18 protein-coding genes are annotated in these 18,296 nt (G+C 38.7%); 1 reads left to right on the top strand and 17 read right to left on the bottom strand.

The window, feature by feature from the left end; all coding sequences use genetic code 11:
- Positions 1-55: 55 nt before the first annotated feature.
- From ileS to HMPREF2571_RS00290, 17 genes are all read right to left on the bottom strand, one after another.
- Positions 56-2,854 carry an isoleucine--tRNA ligase gene (gene ileS / locus HMPREF2571_RS00370; protein WP_013990784.1) on the bottom strand — a complete coding sequence of 933 codons (2,799 nt, stop codon included), beginning with the start codon at positions 2,852-2,854 and terminating at the stop codon, positions 56-58.
- A gap of 246 nt (positions 2,855-3,100) precedes the next feature.
- The gene (locus HMPREF2571_RS00365) at positions 3,101-3,976 is read right to left on the bottom strand and encodes a DivIVA domain-containing protein (RefSeq protein ID WP_002884119.1); all 876 of its coding nucleotides are present in this window, start codon (positions 3,974-3,976) and stop codon (positions 3,101-3,103) included.
- 52 nt (positions 3,977-4,028) lie between these two features.
- Positions 4,029-4,832, bottom strand: coding sequence for a YlmH family RNA-binding protein (locus HMPREF2571_RS00360; RefSeq protein ID WP_013990785.1), 804 nt, complete (start codon positions 4,830-4,832; stop codon positions 4,029-4,031).
- Complete coding sequence (locus HMPREF2571_RS00355) at positions 4,832-5,089, bottom strand: YggT family protein (RefSeq protein WP_004182719.1); 258 nt, start codon at positions 5,087-5,089, stop codon at positions 4,832-4,834. Before HMPREF2571_RS00355 ends, HMPREF2571_RS00360 begins: the two co-directional genes overlap by 1 nt.
- 3 nt (positions 5,090-5,092) lie before the next feature.
- Positions 5,093-5,677, bottom strand: a complete 585-nt coding sequence (locus HMPREF2571_RS00350; protein WP_013990786.1) for a cell division protein SepF — start codon at positions 5,675-5,677, stop codon at positions 5,093-5,095.
- Positions 5,678-5,681: 4 nt separating this feature from the next.
- A complete protein-coding gene (locus tag HMPREF2571_RS00345; protein ID WP_004182721.1) occupies positions 5,682-6,365 on the bottom strand; it encodes a YggS family pyridoxal phosphate-dependent enzyme in 684 nt (227 codons plus the stop codon).
- Between the two features lie 2 nt (positions 6,366-6,367).
- A complete protein-coding gene (gene ftsZ / locus HMPREF2571_RS00340; RefSeq protein WP_004182722.1) occupies positions 6,368-7,690 on the bottom strand; it encodes a cell division protein FtsZ in 1,323 nt (440 codons plus the stop codon).
- Positions 7,691-7,718: 28 nt separating this feature from the next.
- A complete protein-coding gene (gene ftsA / locus HMPREF2571_RS00335) occupies positions 7,719-9,095 on the bottom strand; it encodes a cell division protein FtsA (RefSeq protein WP_004182723.1) in 1,377 nt (458 codons plus the stop codon).
- A gap of 126 nt (positions 9,096-9,221) precedes the next feature.
- Positions 9,222-10,364: a cell division protein FtsQ/DivIB gene (locus tag HMPREF2571_RS00330; protein WP_013990787.1), complete on the bottom strand. Its 1,143-nt coding sequence runs from the start codon at positions 10,362-10,364 to the stop codon at positions 9,222-9,224.
- A gap of 9 nt (positions 10,365-10,373) precedes the next feature.
- Positions 10,374-11,444, bottom strand: a complete 1,071-nt coding sequence (locus tag HMPREF2571_RS00325) for a UDP-N-acetylglucosamine--N-acetylmuramyl-(pentapeptide) pyrophosphoryl-undecaprenol N-acetylglucosamine transferase (RefSeq protein ID WP_013990788.1) — start codon at positions 11,442-11,444, stop codon at positions 10,374-10,376.
- 3 nt (positions 11,445-11,447) lie between these two features.
- The gene (gene murD, locus HMPREF2571_RS00320; protein WP_013990789.1) at positions 11,448-12,800 is read right to left on the bottom strand and encodes a UDP-N-acetylmuramoyl-L-alanine--D-glutamate ligase; all 1,353 of its coding nucleotides are present in this window, start codon (positions 12,798-12,800) and stop codon (positions 11,448-11,450) included.
- A 127-nt stretch (positions 12,801-12,927) separates the two neighbouring features.
- Positions 12,928-13,197, bottom strand: a complete 270-nt coding sequence (locus tag HMPREF2571_RS00315) for a DUF3165 family protein (RefSeq protein WP_002884134.1) — start codon at positions 13,195-13,197, stop codon at positions 12,928-12,930.
- Between the two features lie 19 nt (positions 13,198-13,216).
- Positions 13,217-15,067, bottom strand: a complete 1,851-nt coding sequence (gene typA, locus HMPREF2571_RS00310; RefSeq protein WP_002884130.1) for a translational GTPase TypA — start codon at positions 15,065-15,067, stop codon at positions 13,217-13,219.
- 144 nt (positions 15,068-15,211) lie between these two features.
- Positions 15,212-16,180 carry an ROK family glucokinase gene (locus HMPREF2571_RS00305; RefSeq protein WP_013990790.1) on the bottom strand — a complete coding sequence of 323 codons (969 nt, stop codon included), beginning with the start codon at positions 16,178-16,180 and terminating at the stop codon, positions 15,212-15,214.
- Complete coding sequence (locus HMPREF2571_RS00300; protein ID WP_004182729.1) at positions 16,173-16,379, bottom strand: YqgQ family protein; 207 nt, start codon at positions 16,377-16,379, stop codon at positions 16,173-16,175. Before HMPREF2571_RS00300 ends, HMPREF2571_RS00305 begins: the two co-directional genes overlap by 8 nt.
- An 86-nt stretch (positions 16,380-16,465) precedes the next feature.
- Positions 16,466-16,918 carry a Fur family transcriptional regulator gene (locus tag HMPREF2571_RS00295; RefSeq protein ID WP_004182730.1) on the bottom strand — a complete coding sequence of 151 codons (453 nt, stop codon included), beginning with the start codon at positions 16,916-16,918 and terminating at the stop codon, positions 16,466-16,468.
- An 88-nt stretch (positions 16,919-17,006) separates the two neighbouring features.
- Positions 17,007-17,528 carry a Dps family protein gene (locus HMPREF2571_RS00290; RefSeq protein WP_013990791.1) on the bottom strand — a complete coding sequence of 174 codons (522 nt, stop codon included), beginning with the start codon at positions 17,526-17,528 and terminating at the stop codon, positions 17,007-17,009.
- A gap of 109 nt (positions 17,529-17,637) precedes the next feature.
- Between HMPREF2571_RS00290 and HMPREF2571_RS10180 the strand changes: the two genes are divergently transcribed.
- Positions 17,638-18,294: a prepilin peptidase gene (locus HMPREF2571_RS10180; protein WP_013990792.1), complete on the top strand. Its 657-nt coding sequence runs from the start codon at positions 17,638-17,640 to the stop codon at positions 18,292-18,294.
- Positions 18,295-18,296 lie beyond the last annotated feature (2 nt).

Raw genomic sequence — 18,296 nt, 5'->3', positions numbered from 1 at the left:
AAACGGACTTAAAGTCACAAAATAGAAAAAGAGTTCAAATTGAACTCTTTTTATTTTATTTTGCTTTTACTTCAAAACCTTCTGCGACACCTTCAGCAAAGTTTTCTTCAACAATGCTAGCACAGTGATCACAGATAGTCGCATTGTAGCTACGTTCTTTGGTAGTTGGATCGATACGACGGCAACGATCACAGACATCACCTTCAGCACGTTCTACTGTGAATGCTACACCTTCAAAGCTTACAGCAGATTCAGGAGCATCTCCTTCAGCAATAGTCAATGCTGAAACAATCAAAAGTTGAGCAAGGTTAGTGTTCAAACCTTCAAGAAGTTCTTTGACTTCAGCATTAGGATAGATTGTCAAATGAGCTTCAAGTGATTTACCGATAACTTTTTCGTTACGCGCTTCTTCCAAAGCTTTTTGAGCTTGGCCACGGAAATCCATGAAGGCATTCCATTTTTCAAGAAGTGCTTCTTGACCAGCGAAATCTTCTGCTTCTGGCAACTCAGACAATTGAACATAGTCTTCTGTTTCAAATTCAAGATATGACCAAATTTCTTCTGCAGTGTGAGGAAGGATTGGTGTCAATAGTTTTGTAATCTTGACAAGAATATCGTAGAAGACTGTTTGCATTTGACGACGTTCAAGTGATTCTGCACTCTCAATATAAACCACATCTTTGGCAAAATCAAGATAGAAAGCAGACAACTCAACGTTAATAAAGTTAACCAAGGCTTTGTAGATAGTTAAGAATTCAAAGTTTGCATAGGCATCACGAATAGTCTTAACCAATTGGTTAAATCGAATAGTCATGTACTGATCTACCGAACGTAAGTCTTCAAAAGCTACTGCATCAGTTGTTGGATTGAAGTCAGAGGTATTGGCAATCAAGAAACGAAGTGTGTTACGAATCTTACGATAAGATTCTGATACTTGGCTAAGGATATCCATTGAGATACGAACGTCATTAGTTGTATCAACACTTGTTACCCAAAGACGAAGAATTTCAGCACCAAATTGTTTCTCAACATCACTAGGCGCAATAGTATTACCAAGAGATTTAGACATCTTTTCACCCTTACCATCAAGCGCAAAACCTTGAGACAAGAGTTGTTTGTATGGTGCAACACCATTATTAGCAACAGATGTGATAAGTGATGAGTTAAACCATCCACGATATTGGTCTGAACCTTCAAGATAAAGGTCAGCTGGATAAGTCAACTCAGGACGGTTAACAACGACACCATTCCATGATGAACCTGAGTCAAACCATACGTCCATAATGTCAGTTTCTTTAGTGAACTCTCCGTTTGGTGAACCTGGATGTGTAAAGCCTTCTGGAAGAAGATCTTTGGCATCACGTTCCCACCAGATAACTGAACCGTGCTCTTCGAAAAGTTTAGCCACATGTTCAATTGTTTCTTCGGTCATGATTGGTGTTTTATCTTCAGCATAGAAGATTGGGAGTGGCACACCCCAAGCACGCTGACGAGAGATTACCCAGTCACCACGGTCACGAATCATGTTGTAAAGACGAACTCTACCCCACTCAGAATGGAATTTAACTTTTTCAATCTCATCCAAAATCTCTTGACGGAATTTAGAAACAGAGGCAAACCATTGTGGCACAGCACGCCAGATGATTGGTTTCTTCGTACGCCAGTCAAATGGGTATGAGTGTGAGATTTCTTCTTTAGCAAGGAGCAAATCACCAAGTTTTTCCATAACGATTGGCGCCACTTTATCGTAGAACTGACCTTCAAAATCAGGACCAGCATTTTCCATCATGATACCACGCTCATTAACGGTTACGGCAACTTCAAGGCCATTAGCGATACCTACGTTATAGTCATCCTCACCAAAACCAGGAGCCGTATGGACGATACCTGTACCTGAATCTGTAGTTACGTGATCACCAAGGATAACAAGCTCATCAACTTCTGTATCCCATGGGTGTTCAGTGACGATTTGATTCAATTCTTCTCCACGGTATGACTGAAGTACTTCCACATCTGTCCAACCGAACTTCTCAGAAAGACTATTAAGTAATTCAGAAGCAACGACAAATTTTCGGTCTTCTCCGGCAGGTTTTACGAGAACGTATTCAATATCAGCACCAACAGTCAAACCACGTGAAGCTGTTACTGTAAATGGTGTTGTTGTCCAAACTACGATATATGTATCTGTGTCTAGTACTCCTTTACCATCCTTAACCTTATTGGCATAGTAAAGTGAAGTTGAAACTAAATCATGGTACTCGATTTCGGCTTCAGCAAGTGCTGACTCTGATGACCATGACCAATAAACTGGTTTTGCACCTTGATAGATGTAACCTTTTTTAGCCATCTCACCAAAGACACGGATTTGTGCAGCCTCATAGTCTGGTGTCAAAGTAACATATGGGTTATCCCAATCAGCCGAAACACCAAGACGTTTGAAATCTTCACGTTGTTTGTCAACTTGTGAAAGTGCATAATCACGACACATCTTAAGATATTCAGCACGATCAAGTTCTTTACGTTTCACACCTTGTTTTGCCAACACTTGCTCAATTGGAAGACCATGCGTATCCCAACCAGGAACGTAAGGAGCATAGAAACCAGACATTGATTTTGAACGAACAATGATATCCTTAGAAATTTTATTCATCGCATGTCCAACGTGAATATTACCATTGGCATACGGAGGACCATCATGAAGAGTGAAGTGAGGTTTACCTTGGTTCAACTCTTGACGGCGTTGATACATCTTAGCATCTTCCCACTCTTTTTGCCAGATTGGTTCTTTGTTAGGAAGTCCAGCTCGCATTGGAAAAGCTGTCTTACCTAGATTTAAGGTTTCTTTGAGTTTCATTATATCTCCTCTTTAAATTAATTTACTAAATAAAAAGAGCCTTCATCAAAAAGGACGAAAGCTCGTGGTACCACCTTAATTCAGAGCAAAAAACTTTTGCTCCCTCATATGTCCGTAAGGAGGACCACCCTTCTAACTTACTTAATTCAGTTAGAATGCTTGAAAATGATAACTATCCAAATAGGGAATGTGGGACTCACACCATCTCCCACTCGCTGTTAATATACTTGGTAAGTTGTATTTTTCTTATTCGCTAATATTCAATTTAAACGTTTGTGTTTCGTTAAGATTAATTTCACCTGTTGACTCAGGTTGTAAATCAAAATCTTCATCTACTGGTGCTGAAGTTGGGAAATCTGCTACTTCACTCTCGAAAGTATCTGGAATACCAAAATCAACTGGAGTTGAAACAACTTCGTTTGTTTCATCAACTTCTGGACTAGAGAAATCTTCAACTTGCTTATTACTTTCAGCAACGCGACGTTGAAGTTCAGCCATTTCATCAGGAGTGAATTGACGAGTTGCATCAAATGAAGCTGCGTCATTTGAATCTGGTACATGTTCATCCAAAACTTTTTCAACAACTTCTTTAAAGGCAGCATCTGAATTTTGAAGATAAATAGCTGTTGGTTGCAACAATTCACCCCATTCTGGAGCACTTGCCAAGCTAAGCTGACCTTCAACTGCAGCCAATAGGCGTTGGTGGAAGACACGACTTTGACGTTTAAGTTCTTCCGTTTCGATGGCAACACGTTTGGCTTCATCTGTTGCATCACGAAGAATTTCAGATGCTTTAGATTTAGCTTCTTCAACCAAATGAGTAGCATTGAAGTTAGCCTTATTAATCAAGTTAGCTGATTCATCAGCCGCTGAAGCTTTAACTTTTTCAGCTGTTTCTTGAGCCAAAATAACTGATTGACTCAATGATTCTTTCATTTCATCAAAATAAGCCAATTTTTCTTCAAGCTCTTTTACACGAGCAGCAAGTTCACGATTGTCACGAACCAAATCTTCATAATCATCTACAATAATATCAAGAAATTCATCAACTTCTTGCTCATTATATCCACGAAATTTAGTTGTAAACTGTTTATCTTTAATATCAAGTGCTGTAATAGCCATTACAGGCCTCCTTTATTTTTCATTACCATATCTGATGGTTTAAATTAAATAACTACTTTTTTCTCCGTCTTAACAGACTTTCAATAACGATTTTAGCTTTCCCGGACTTTGAAAATCCGTCTTGTTGAGCTAGTCGAAATCGACCATAACCTCTAACCGAAATCATATCACCAATCATAACCGTCTGATTAGCCTTCTCAATTTGTCTATAATTTAATTTAACTTTTCCAGAAGCAATAAGTTTTAAGGCGTTAGAACGGGATAGGTTTAATACCGTCGCCAACACATTATCAAGACGCATACTGGAAAGTAAAACAAAAGATTGTGAATAGTTTTCTTGATTTGAAATCCAATCGTCTTTGCTTACTTCTTTTAGAGTAACCGAAACATTACCAATCTTAGTAATAGTCATTATCGCATAACTTGCTAAATGAGAAGCAATGGAAAATTGAACACGTCCTTCTTCATCAAGAATAATATCTCCAAATACTTGACGGTCAAGACCAAGTTGATTAATCAGTGCTCCCAAAACTTTTGGGTGTGTCAATTTATTGAACTGTCTCGCATAAGAGATTTCTAGTCGTTTAATTTCAAAGTCATCGTCATCAAGCTCGTAATATTCGGGAGCAAGAATGACTCTTCCATACTCTTCAGATTCAAGAGTAGAACTCACAAAAAATTTTAAATTGTAGTAATGAGCTAACTCTTCAACAATCTGAATTTCACGAGGATTCAAGAAATCAGTTAAGTAAGGACTGTACCTATCATCAACTAATTGACAAAATCCCCTAACCTTCTCTAGAAAAGGACGTTCATCTAACGAGTAATGCTGTTCAATATTTTTAATATCTGACATCAGAGTAGAATAAATCTAAGAATTCTAAGTGAAAAGTTTAGTAGAAGTACAATTACCAATATTGAAAAATCAATACCAGCAAAAGCTAAATTCAGGCGACGAAATGGTGCGAGAATCGGTTGAACAATTTGTCTAATGATTCTTCCAAGGCTAGTATCATAGGCCCCTGGGAACCATGATAAGAACGCATAGACTACAAGAAGAATCTCTATCACGTTAACAACACGTGCCCAAATAACATAAAGTAATACAGACATTGCTTAACGTCTCTTCATGTCGAAGTCAAAATTAGCTTCTTGGTTGCCATGCGCCAACCCAATCTCTTCGATGTCAACAACGACATTAATTGGCGTAAGCAAATACATTGAAGAACCAACTTTTTGCAAGTTGCCTGTAAGCACCTTGCTAGCACCATCAATAAAATCAAGACAACGACGAGCTTGCGCTTCCAACATATATTGAAAATCGATTAAAACACATTCGTTTTCAATCAATAGTTCTACAATTTCCTGAGCATCTTCATACTTTTTAGGATATTTAATTGCAATTGTTGCTTTAGTTGTATTCATTTGTTGTAGTCCCTGATTTGCTTGTGAACGACTCAGAGGTAAACTACGAAGGACTTGAGTTTCCTGTAAGTCTGAATGAACATGTTGGCGACGAGGAGGGACTGTAGCCTGATAACGCTCAGGTTGACGTTGCTGACGAGGAGGTGGTGTCTGCACAGGTTTCTGTGCTTTTACTGGACGTTCTTTAGCCTCTTCTTTAGCAGCATCTTCATAATCTGTTACTTCGTCGGTATCAAAATATGAAACAATTTTATCAATTGCGTCTTTTAATGCCATAAGGTTATTCTCCGTTCTCTTTAAAGAATGCACTGCCTATTCTGACAAAGGTTGATCCATTTTGAATAGCCATGTCATAGTCTCGACTCATCCCCATGCTTAACTGATCACAAGGAACATTCTTTAGTTTTTTCTCTTGAATTGATTTTCTAAGTTCATTTGTCTCAGCAAAAATCTTATCAAGTTCTTGAGCATCTGCATCAATTGGAGCCATAGTCATGAGTCCAACTATACAAATCTTATCAAGATTTTCAATTTGTTTTAGAACAGTATCAAGTTCTTCTGGAGAAAAACCATGTTTTGACTCTTCACCTGAAACGTTTACTTGTAGGAAGCAATTAATGGTGTGGTCGGCACGCTTTTGAATTTCCTCTGCCAATTTAACAGAATCCAAAGCATGAAAATAATCAACTAAATTAATAACATCCTTTACTTTACGACGTTGCAGGGTACCAATGAGGTGCCAAGTCAAATCATAATTTTTTAAAGCTTGATACTTATCTAAGAATTTATCAACGCGATTTTCAGCAATGTGCTTGATTCCCGTTTTAACCAATTCTTCAGCGACATCACTTGAAACATATTTGGTTACGGCAATAATATTGACTTCATCGCTAGAGCGATTAGCCTTTTCACAAGCTTTTTTTACCGCCTGATAAACATTATTTTTATTCTCTTCTATAGTCATTATTAACGATTTTTAAAGAATGGTGGTGTCTCCAATTCATCATCATCTTCAACATCACTTGAGAATGTAGACATAGTCAATTGACTATCTAGTTGACCAGTTTCAGGACGAGAAATATTATCACGTCTCAAATCCCAATTACCAAAAGCTGACTGCTCTTGTTGAGGAGTTGCTGCTGCAGGACGAACTCCTGGTTGTGGCATTGAAGGTGTTTCATTATAGTCAAAATTTGGTTGACGTTCAAATGAAGGTTGAGAAACTGGACGTTGCTCTCCTTGAGCAACTTGCTGAGTAGGAGCTGATGGTTGTGAAGGAGCTGTAGTCACTTTACGTGGCTGAGCTTTCATACCAGATACTTTTTCAGCACGATCTTGGCGAACTCCAGTTGCAACAACAGTTACACGGATTTCATCTTTCAATGTATCATCGATAGATGTACCAAGCCAAATGTTAACACCGTTACCAGCTGCTTGACCAACAATTTCAGATGCTTCTTCTGCTTCTGTAAGGGTCATATCAAGACCACCAGTTACGTTAACGATGACATCTTCTGCACCATCAATAGTAGTTTCAAGAAGTGGTGAATAGATTGCTTTTCGTGCAGCTTCAACAATACGTTCTTCACCTGAACCAATACCAATACCCATAAGTGCATTACCTTTATTTGCCATAACAGTTTTCACATCGGCAAAGTCGAGGTTGATCAAACCTGGGTTAGTGATAAGGTCTGTAATACCTTGGACCCCTTGACGAAGAACATTATCTGCTTCACTAAGAGCTTCAAGAAGTGGAGTTTTCTTATCAACGATTTCAAGAAGGTTATTGTTAGAGATAATAAGAAGGGTATCAACTTGCTCACGCAACTCTTGAATACCTTCGACAGCGAAGGCACCACGTTTGTTACCTTCGAATCCAAATGGACGTGTCACAACTGCAACTGTCAATGCACCCAAGCTTTTCGCAATACGTGCAATAACTGGTGCTGCCCCTGTACCAGAGCCACCACCCATACCAGCAGTGATAAAGACCATATCAGCTCCTGTAAGTGCTTCTGTAAGTGTTTCTTCACTTTCTTCAGCTGCCTTACGACCAACTTCAGGCTGACCTCCGGCACCAAGGCCACGAGTCAATTTAGGACCCAATTGGATTACTGTTTCTGCTTTAGAAGAGCTGAGTGCTTGAATATCAGTATTAGCTGCAATAAATTCAACACCAGCAAGACCTTCTTCAATCATTCGGTTGATGGCGTTTCCGCCACCTCCACCGACACCGATAACTTTAATTACCGCACCTTGAACTGATGCGCTATCAAATGAAAAACTCATTTTATTTCCTCGCTTTTACTAGATTCAATTAATCAAACATACTGCCGAAAATACCACGAACACGATCACCAAGTTTTTGTTTTTGTTCATGATTTTCTTCTTCAACTGGCAGAGGTACCTCAATGGTGTTCTCAACTGGAACAGAACTTGGCTGAGGAGCCACTCGAGGTGCTGGAGCAGGAGTTCTATCAAAACTCAAGGCAGGGGCTTCATTGTCGATTGGTTTACGACGAAGATACTCTTCACCAGACACAGCCTGTTGTGCGATGATATCAACTTCTGTAAGAAGACCAACATACTCAACAAGACTAATCACATTTGCAAACATTGGATTACGGATACCAACTTGATTTGGCACGTAAAGTTTAACATTTGTCTCAAAAATTTCTTGAGCAACTTCAACCACACCTGGCATGATAGCTGTTCCACCTACAAGGACAATGCCACCAGGCAAATCAAGTAGACGTCCTCGAGTCAAGTCTTGTTTAACTCTATCAAGGATATGCTTCACACGAGCTGAGATAATCTCAGCAAGGTATTTTTCTGTAATCTCAACTGGTGAATTCTCACCTACAACTTCTACTTGGACAGTTTCTGTTTCGCTTGCTTCTTCAATATCTGCATTACCAAAATTGAACTTAAGTGCTTCAGCAATCTGCATTGAAGTCTTCAAAACTTTTGAAATATCCTTAGTGATGTACTCGCCACCTTCAGAATAAATATTGGTAAATTGAAGTTCTTGAGCACGCATGCTTGCAACAGTTGTTTGACCGCCACCCATATCAATAACAGTAGCACCAAACTCACGTTCACCTTCATTTAGAACAGCACGTGTCATTGCAAGAGGAGAGATGATAATATTCTCTACTTGAATACCCGCACGTTCAACTGTCTTACGAAGGTTGTGAAGAATCGTTGTTGGACCTGTGTAAATGAGACCTCTCATTTCAAGACGAATCCCCATCATTCCACGAGGATCACGAATTCCTTGGAAGCCATCAACAATAAACTCTTCAGGAACTAGTGAGATAACCTCACGCTCAGGTGTAATGCTCTTTGTCAAGGCTGAGCGAACAACACTTTCAACATCTTCATCTTTGATTTCTTTTGATTCACTTGTTACAGGAATCATACCTTGTGTAGGCTCAATTTGAAGAAGATTAGCTGGAAGCCCAACGTTCACTTGCTCAATAACAATCCCAGCTTTTTCTTCTGCTTGTTCAATAGCTGTTTTGATTGATTTCGCTGCAGCGTCAATGTCAACAATGATGCCATCTTTCACACCAGAACTCTTAACATTACTTACTCCGATGACATTCATTGATCCATCAATAAACTCAGCAACAAGAACCTTAATCGAGCTAGTTCCTATATCTAATCCTGTAAAAAAGCCATCTCTAGCCATTCACTCGACCTCTCAATCTTTCCATTCAATATCTTTGTAAACTGTATAAAAACAGAATTATTCGGATACTATTGTACCATAAAAAAACGTAAAATGTCAGCATTTTACGTTTTTTATTATTCAATATTAGCCTTGAGCAGGGGAAGTCCGATGAGTTGTTTCTTGACCAACAGTTGGATTTTCTTGTCCTTGAATACCCGGATTTTCAGAATTAGACTCTTCCTCAGAATGCTGTTCCATTGATGTTGTAGTATCTTGACCTTCTTCAGAAGTTGCATTTTCTTCTTTTTTATCAGTCTTATCTTTATCTTTCTTTTTATCCCCATCAGTTTTTGATGATTCAACTTCAGGAGTCGTTGTATAAAGTCCAACTTCCATATCTACAATACTTCCATCTGAAAGTTGACTCTTAATTTTCTCGTAGTAAGGAAGCTTAACTGTTAATTGAGAAAGTGGAACACGAATGGAATTGCCATCATACAGCTCAATCGTTAGTAAATCTGAAGTTGCTTTAGTAGGCGTAAGATTAATAATTTGAATATTATTCTTGATTTTTGTATCAAGTTTATTTAATTCTTTTACTAACTCTTCAATTTTCTTCTCGTCATCCATCTTTAAGGTGATGAATTTATCAGGTAGATTACTAGTTGAAACTGTTCCTCCTGTCTTACCACTTTGAAGAATAGAAACATAACCATTTGTAGTTTGACGATAAGCCACGATTGGGTATTCTTTTACTGCAATATTAAATTGATTTGGAAAACTATATGTTACTGTAGCCTTTTTAACCCAAACATTGGTTTTTTCAACAGTTGATGCAATCTTTCCTTGGTTGAAAAAGACATGAGTGATATAGTCTGTATCAAGAATACCACTTGCAACTTTCACATCTTCTGGTAAAGCATTTTTTGTTCCTGATACAGTGAGAACCTTTTGTTTTGACCAAGGTGAAATAAAGAAAAGTGAAAATACGATTAGGAGTGCAGCGATAAAAATAACTAGTCCTGCAAGATTTTGTTGTGCAATTGGAATATTACTAGCCGTGTTCCCTTTTTTTCGTTTCTTCCTTTTGGTCTTTTTTTTCTTTCTAACCTTCTTTTTCACTGGTGGCTGGTTCTCATTTGAAGTCGCTTCTTCTGAATGCACGACCTTTCCATTCGCAAATTCTTCAGAATCTTCGGTTTCTTTTTTTCTCAAAAATTCGAGGTTTCTCTTCTGCCACTCTGTGAGAACTTGTTTTTCTTGTGATTCTTGATCCTTTTTTGCCATGAAATTCCTTTATTTTTTTGAAATACTAGTCACTAATAGGTTATAAAAATCATCAGGAGAAGTGATTTCCTCAGATTTAGCCATAGCTTCTTTGTAAGTCTCTGCATGTTCAACAAGTTGTTCAAGCTCATGATTTAAGGTTTCCCAACTTAATTCTGTTTCCTGTAATTGACGTGCGTAACCTTTTCGTTCAAAATAAGCAGCATTTTCAAGTTGGTCTCCTCGGCTAGCTTCTTTCCCTAAAGGAATAATTAAATGAAGTTTTTTCATAGCCAACAATTCGAAAATCGTATTTGAGCCACCACGAGTTACAACTAAATCTGCCGTATCCATAAGAGGTTGGTACAAATCTGTCACATAATCAACTCTATAAAGATGACGTTCTAAGGTATTCAATGAAGAGTCCCCAGAAATATTAATGACATTATATTTTTCCGTCAGTTGTGGAGTATTACTAATAAAATCATTAAATACCTTTGCACCAGCTGATCCACCAATAAAAAGGACAGTTTTTAAGTTGTCATCAAACTGTTCTTTAATCTTATCAAGGGCATCAGACTGATTAGATGTCGCCATTCCTACCTTTGTAATCGCACCTACATGTTTTGTCTTCGCCAATCCATTTGATTGTTCAAAAGTCGTAAACATAGTAGTCGCAAATTTGTAGGCAATTTTATTGGCCAAGCCCATAGAGAGGTCAGACTCATGCACATAGACAGGAACCCCTAATAATTTAGAAGCAATTACCGGTGGCACTGAGACAAATCCACCCTTTGAAAAGAGTGCTTGGGGACGAATCTTGGCAACAATTGCAATAGACTGTAGAATCCCCCAACCAACTTTAAAGACATCCAACATATTTTGCCATGAAAAATAACGACGTAGTTTACCTGTAGCAATACTATGGAAAGTCACATCTAAGCCAGATTTATCAATCTGCTCATGTTCAATCCCGTGCTTATCACCGATATAGTGCACTTCCCATCCATCTTTGAGAAATTTTGGAATTAAGATAAGATTTAAAGTCACATGTCCAACGGTTCCACCACCGGTAAAAACAATCTTTTTCGCTTTTGCCATAGACTATCCCTTCAATTGCTCAACAGTTGTAATAAATTCGTCACCACGCACTTCGAAATTCTTGTACATATCCCAGCTTGCGTTTGCAGGACTCAACAAGACAACATCTCCTGCACTGGCTTGATCAAAGGCAATACGTGTCGCATCTGCCACATCTTTGGCATCAAGATAAGTCACGCCCGCTTTATCAGCAGCACGTTTGACACGAGGAGCTGATTCCCCTAAAATCACCATTTTCTTAAGACCAGTAATGTCAGGAATGAGTTCATCAAATTCATTACCACGGTCCAAACCACCGGCAATCAAAATGACTTTACTATTATCAAACCCAGAAAGTGCTTTTTGTGTCGCTAAAATGTTTGTTGACTTACTGTCATTGTAGAATCTTACTTCATTGATAGTGTCAACGAATTGGAGACGGTGCTTAACCCCACCAAAGCTTGCGAGGGTTTCCTTGATAGCTTGGTTTGAAATACCTGACAATTTTGCTACAGCTATAGTTGCCAAGGCATTTTCAACATTATGACTACCAGGAACGCCAATCTCATCAGCTTGCATCACCAATTCACCTTTGAAGTAGAGGCCACCATTTTCAAGATAGGCACCATCTACTTTTTCCACTGTTGAGAATGGTACTACTTGTGCTTTAGTTTGTGTAGCTAATTCCTTAGCCAAATCTTGATTGAAGTTCAAAACAACAAAATCATCCGCAGTCATCTGATTTTGAATATTCCATTTGGCAGCCACATATTCTTCAAAACTACCATGATAGTCAATATGTGTCGGCATCAAGTTAGTAATCACAGCAATATGTGGATGGAAGCTATCAATCCCCATCAATTGGAAAGAAGACAATTCCATAACTAAGATATCTTGAGCAGTAACTGACTGTGCAACTTCTGACGCAGGGAAACCGATATTTCCAGACAAGACACCCGATTTGCCACCATGGTTTAGGACATCAGCAATCATAGTTGTCGTTGTTGTCTTACCATTTGAGCCTGTAATACCGATAATAGGTGCTTCAGATACTAGGTAAGCCAATTCCACTTCAGTCCAAACAGGAATGCCTTTTTCAAGTGCACGAGCTACCATTGGATTGTCATAACGAATTCCAGGATTTTTCACCATTAATTCAAAATTTTCATCCAAAAGTTCAAGAGGATGTCCGCCACAGACAACCTTGATCCCTTCTTCAAGAAGCGCCTGTGCTGATGGATTTTCCTCAAATGGTTTCCCATCATTTACTGTGACAATAGCACCCAACTTAGCCAATAGGCGGGCAGCTGCTTCACCAGATTTAGCCAAACCAAGGACCAAAACTTTTTTATTTTCAAATTGTGTTACTGATTTCATAATTCGTCCATTCTCTCAAATTGTATCATAATCATTTTACCCTTTATCCCAAGCTATTTCAAGGAGTTACCTCTTCTTGGCAAAAGAAAAAGCCAATCTATCCGATTGACTTTTAATCTCATGCTACTTACTTATCTTCATGTTCAGCTTTTTCATGATTAAGCTCTGACATGGCGAAAAAATCTTTCAAGGTGAAATAGCTCAATACAAGCATTCCCACCGTAACAAAGAACTCACCAGGTAAACTGAAGAATTTAATGATTGATAGCACTGCTAAAAGTAGGAGCAATGCTAAAGTAGCCATGACAAAGAGAAGATTCATGGTGTTTTTTACCGACTTTGGTGCAATAAAGAAATAGAATGATGCAATCAATATAGCAACAATCAGATAAAACATCTCTTCTCCTCTCTATATATTATTCAGCTTCTGCTGCTTTTTTCTTACGTTTATTGGCTTTATCACGCTCTGCTTTATTCAAAATTTGTTTACGCAAGCGGATAGATTCAGGCGTTACTTCCATGTACTCATCATCATCCAAGAATTCAAGCGATTCTTCAAGAGTCAAGATACGTGGAGTCTTGATAACAGCCGTTTGGTCCTTAGTTGCTGAACGCACGTTTGTCATTTGTTTTGCTGTAGTGATATTGACACCAAGGTCATTTTCACGAGCATTTTCACCAACAATCATACCTTCATAAACTTCAGTACCTGGGTTAACAAAGATTGTACCACGTTCTTCAATACGCATGATTGAGTAAGTTGTCGCTTTACCAGTATCGATAGAAACGAGGGCACCACGGTGACGTCCACCAATTTCACCAGCAACAACTGGCAAGTATTGGTCGAAAGTATGGTTCATGATACCGTAACCACGTGTCATAGACAAGAATTCAGTTGAGAATCCAATAAGTCCACGAGCTGGTACGAGGAAGATAAGACGTGTCTGACCGTTACCAACCATTTGCATATCAAGCATATCACCTTTACGTTCTGAAAGGGCTTGGATAATAGAACCTTGGTACTCTTCTGGAGTATCAATTTGAACACGTTCAAATGGCTCACATTTCACGCCATCAATTTCTTTGATGATAACTTCTGGACGAGATACTTGAAGTTCGTATCCTTCACGACGCATTGTTTCGATAAGGATTGACAAGTGCAATTCCCCACGACCTGAGACAGTCCATTTATCTGGTGAATCAGTTGGATCAACACGAAGAGATACGTCTGTTTGCAACTCTGCCAAGAGACGCTCTTCAACCTTACGTGATGTCACGTGTTTACCTTCACGACCTGCAAACGGTGAGTTATTAGCCAAGAAAGTCATTTGAAGTGTTGGTTCATCAATACGAAGAACTGGCAATGGTTCGACAGCATCAGTTGGTGTGATTGTTTCACCAACGAAGATGTCTTCCATACCTGAGATGGCAATCAAATCACCAGCTTTTGCTTCTTCAATTTCACGACGTTCCAAACCAAAGAAACCGAAAAGTTTAGTAACACGGAAGTTCTTTGTTGTTCCATCAAGTTTTGAAAGGGTAACTTGGTCACCGACTTTTACAGTTCCACGGAAGATACGTCCGATACCGATACGTCCAACGAAATCATTGTAGTCAAGAAGTGACACTTGGAATTGAAGAGGCTCATCTGAGTTATCTACAGGAGCTGGGATGTGGTCAATAATAGTGTCAAAGATTGGAGCCATAGTGTGCTCTTGATCAGCAGGGTTATCTGACAATGATGATGTTCCGTTAATCGCTGATGCATACACAACTGGGAATTCCAACTGATCATCATCGGCACCAAGCTCGATGAAGAGTTCAAGAACTTCATCAACAACTTCTTCAGGACGAGCTGATGGTTTATCAATCTTGTTAACAACAACGATAGGTGTCAAGTTTTGCTCAAGCGCTTTTTTCAACACAAAACGTGTTTGAGGCATTGTACCTTCGTAGGCATCGACAACAAGGACAACCCCATCAACCATTTTCATGATACGTTCAACTTCTCCACCGAAGTCCGCGTGACCTGGTGTATCCATGATGTTGATACGCGTACCGTTATAAGCAACGGCTGTATTTTTGGCAAGGATGGTAATTCCACGTTCTTTTTCAAGATCGTTTGAGTCCATTGCACGCTCATCAAGCTCTTTACGCTCGTCAAGAGTGTGTGATTGTTTCAACAATTCATCAACAAGTGTTGTTTTACCGTGGTCAACGTGGGCAATGATGGCTACGTTACGGATATCTTCTCTAAGTTTAGTCATTTTTTCCTCTTTAATTTTTATTTCAACTTTTAAAGTATACCACATTTTCAACAAAATGGCAGAGCTCAGCTAATTGTAAACGTTTTTCAACAAGAAAAAGGTGCTGTCCACCTATAATTGGTCAGACACACCTTCTGTCATTCATTAGTTATCAATTGTAAGTGCAAGACTAGCAGCTCCGATGATACCAGCATCATTTCCAAGTTCTGCTAATTTCACTTTTGTTGTACGGCGAACTTGTGGGAATGCATAACGTGTAAAGTATCCTTCGACACGGCTACGCAAGAATTCACCAGCTGCTGAAACACCACCACCGATGACAACTGAATCTGGGTTAAGAATATTTGAGATATTTGCTGTTGCAAGTCCGAGGTATTCAGAGACTTTGTCAACGATGCTATCAGCAAATTTGTCGCCTTCGGCAGCGGCAACGAAAATATCTTTACTTGTTACTTGCTCACCATTATCTACAGCAGCTTTAATAGAAGAGTCACCTTCATATCCTTCTGCTAAATGACGTGCCAAACGTACGACACCTGTTGCAGAAGCTACAGTTTCCAAGCATCCTTTGTTTCCGCAAGTACATTCAAATCCTGTTTCAGGCTCAACGATAATGTGGCCAATTTCACCACCAGCACCGCCAACACCATGGATCAAGTTACCATCAGCGATAACGCCGCCACCAACTCCTGTTCCTAATGTCACAAAGACAACATCAGGATTGTTAGCACCAGCACCAACCCAACGTTCACCGAGGGCAGCAACGTTAGCATCATTATCAATTGCAAATGGAATACCGAGTTCTTTTTCGATGACAGATCCAACTTCTTGAGTTTCTGCCCAGTTCAAGTTGAAAGCACCAGTGACCGTTTTATTTTCACGATTAACAGCTCCTGGAGAACCCATACCAATTCCAATGAAATCTTCTGCAGTAAGTCCGTACATTTCCAAACGGTGTTTCAAAGACTCCACGATGTTAGGGACGATGTGACGACCATTTTCAAGCGTATTTGTTTCAATCGCCCATTTTTCTTGCACTTCACCTTCTGAAGTCAAAATACCAAATTTAACAGTTGTTCCACCAAGGTCAATTCCCAAGAGTTTTTTACTCATTTTCTTTCTCCATTTCAATGCGATGTTCACGTCGTAAAATCATTTCAGCAGTAAGATAGTTGTCCTTATCCACCAAACCATTCTGGTAGAGGGCTTCTAACTCAATCTTCATCATTTCGATATCATAAAGCCTTTTCCCTAGGTAAACTACTATGCCAAACTGTTTCAACAACTGTTGAACGTCATATAAAGTTTTCATAGCAATATTTTAGCAAAAAGCTTCTGCCATGACAAGATAGTTTTGAAAACCTTTACAGATTATTGTATACTTCAAAAAAACCTGAGTCATTTAGACTCAGGTTTTTGACAATTCGGGCAAATCCCATGTAAAATCATCTGTTCACGAGTAATGCGAAATCCTGTTTGTGATTCTACCTCTTCCTTGAAAGACGGAATCGGTAAGTCTAAGTCAGTAATGTGACCACATTTTTCACAAACAATGTTTAAGTGGTCATGCCCCATAAAATCATAATAGGTTGTATTATCATTATTAACCTTAATTTCAGAGACAATCCCTTCTTCAACCAACACCTTCAGGTTGTTATAGACCGTCGCTAAACTCATCCCAGGATTGTCAGGGAGTAGGTCATAATATATCACATCTGCACTAGGATGTTGATCAGACATCATCAAATAGCGAATAACAGCTTTACGAGATTCCGTCAACCGAATTCCTTTAGCTTTTAACTGATTTAGGACATCTTCATAAACGCCTAGACTACGTCGATGTACAGACATATCGCCACCCCCCCTTCTTCTAAAAGTATTTTACGTCTATTATACACTTTTAGAGGAACTCTTGACAATCATCTTAACTCAAAAATGCTTATCTCAAGCCTGGCGCTTGTCCAAGCTCAGCAGTCAACATCCAGATTGTCTTATCAATTTCAGATTTAGCTGCAGTGAAGATATCATTTGAAGGAGCATCTCCTTCTTCATCTGTGATATCCAAACCAACTTGGAACAATACTGACAAATATTTGTATGTATCAACCAATAATCGAATTTGATCAGACATTGGTTTATCAAATGTACCAGTAGTTTCAGTCAAGCCTGAATTGGATGAAAATTCTACCAAAGTTGAGTATGGTTCCCCACCAATAGTAATCAAACGCTCACTAATAACATCAAGATGAGCATTCAAACTATCCATCAATTCATCCATTTTTGGATGAAGATAGAGGAAACCAGGACCACGCATATACCAATGAACTTGGTGAACGATCGAAGCTGCTACAGACAAATCAGCAACTGCTTGATTCAAAACTGCTTTAGTTTTTGTATTTGAGGGTGTTTCAGCTTGTTGGTTAACTGTTTCATTGATTGTTTCTTTAATTGAATATACCATATTAATTCTCCTTATTTAGAATTACTATTATTTATATTTTTATTTTAGAATATTTCTAAATAAGATGCAAGCAAAATGTTTTTTCTCACTCTTTTTCGAATAATTAGGTATGTTAACTATCATTTATTTTTTTCTGGGAGCCTCTTTAGGTTCATTTATCGGACTGATTTGTGATCGTTTCCCTGAGAAGTCGATTATTTTTCCTAGTAGTCACTGTAGTCATTGCAAGCATCAGTTGCGTTTTTTCGAGATGATCCCTATCCTCTCACAACTTTTCTTAAGATCTCGATGTCGATCATGTCAGACTTCTATCCCTCTTCGTTACCTCTTTATGGAACTATTTTGTGGAGTAATATGCCTGCTATATTTCTATGACTTTTTGAGTCTTGAAGTAACCTACTTTCTTTACTTCAGCCTTTGTTTATCAATTTTTGATTTGAAGCATAAATCCTATCCGCTTCTGATTTGGATAGTTGGAACACTCCCGCTCCTATTCATGGGAAACCACTATCTCACTTTTATCTTAGGACTCATATTAGCAATTATATCCTATATTAAACGTTTAAACATTGGAGAAGGCGATTTTCTCTACTTAGCTAGTGCCTCACTTATTTTCCCACTTTCAAAAACACTACTAATTATTGAAATTGCCTGCCTATTAGGACTAGCTTACTTCCTTCTACGAAGAAATCTCAAGGAATACATCGCATTTGTTCCATTTCTTTTTCTCGGGATAGTACTCCTTACTTTTTGTTCAATTGTATAGAA

This window comes from Streptococcus sp. HMSC068F04 (assembly GCF_001837455.1).
GTDB classification, from domain to species: domain Bacteria; phylum Bacillota; class Bacilli; order Lactobacillales; family Streptococcaceae; genus Streptococcus; species Streptococcus salivarius_D.
The sequence above is the reverse complement of the archived record's forward strand: the minus strand, read 5'-3'. Positions and strand labels throughout refer to the sequence as shown.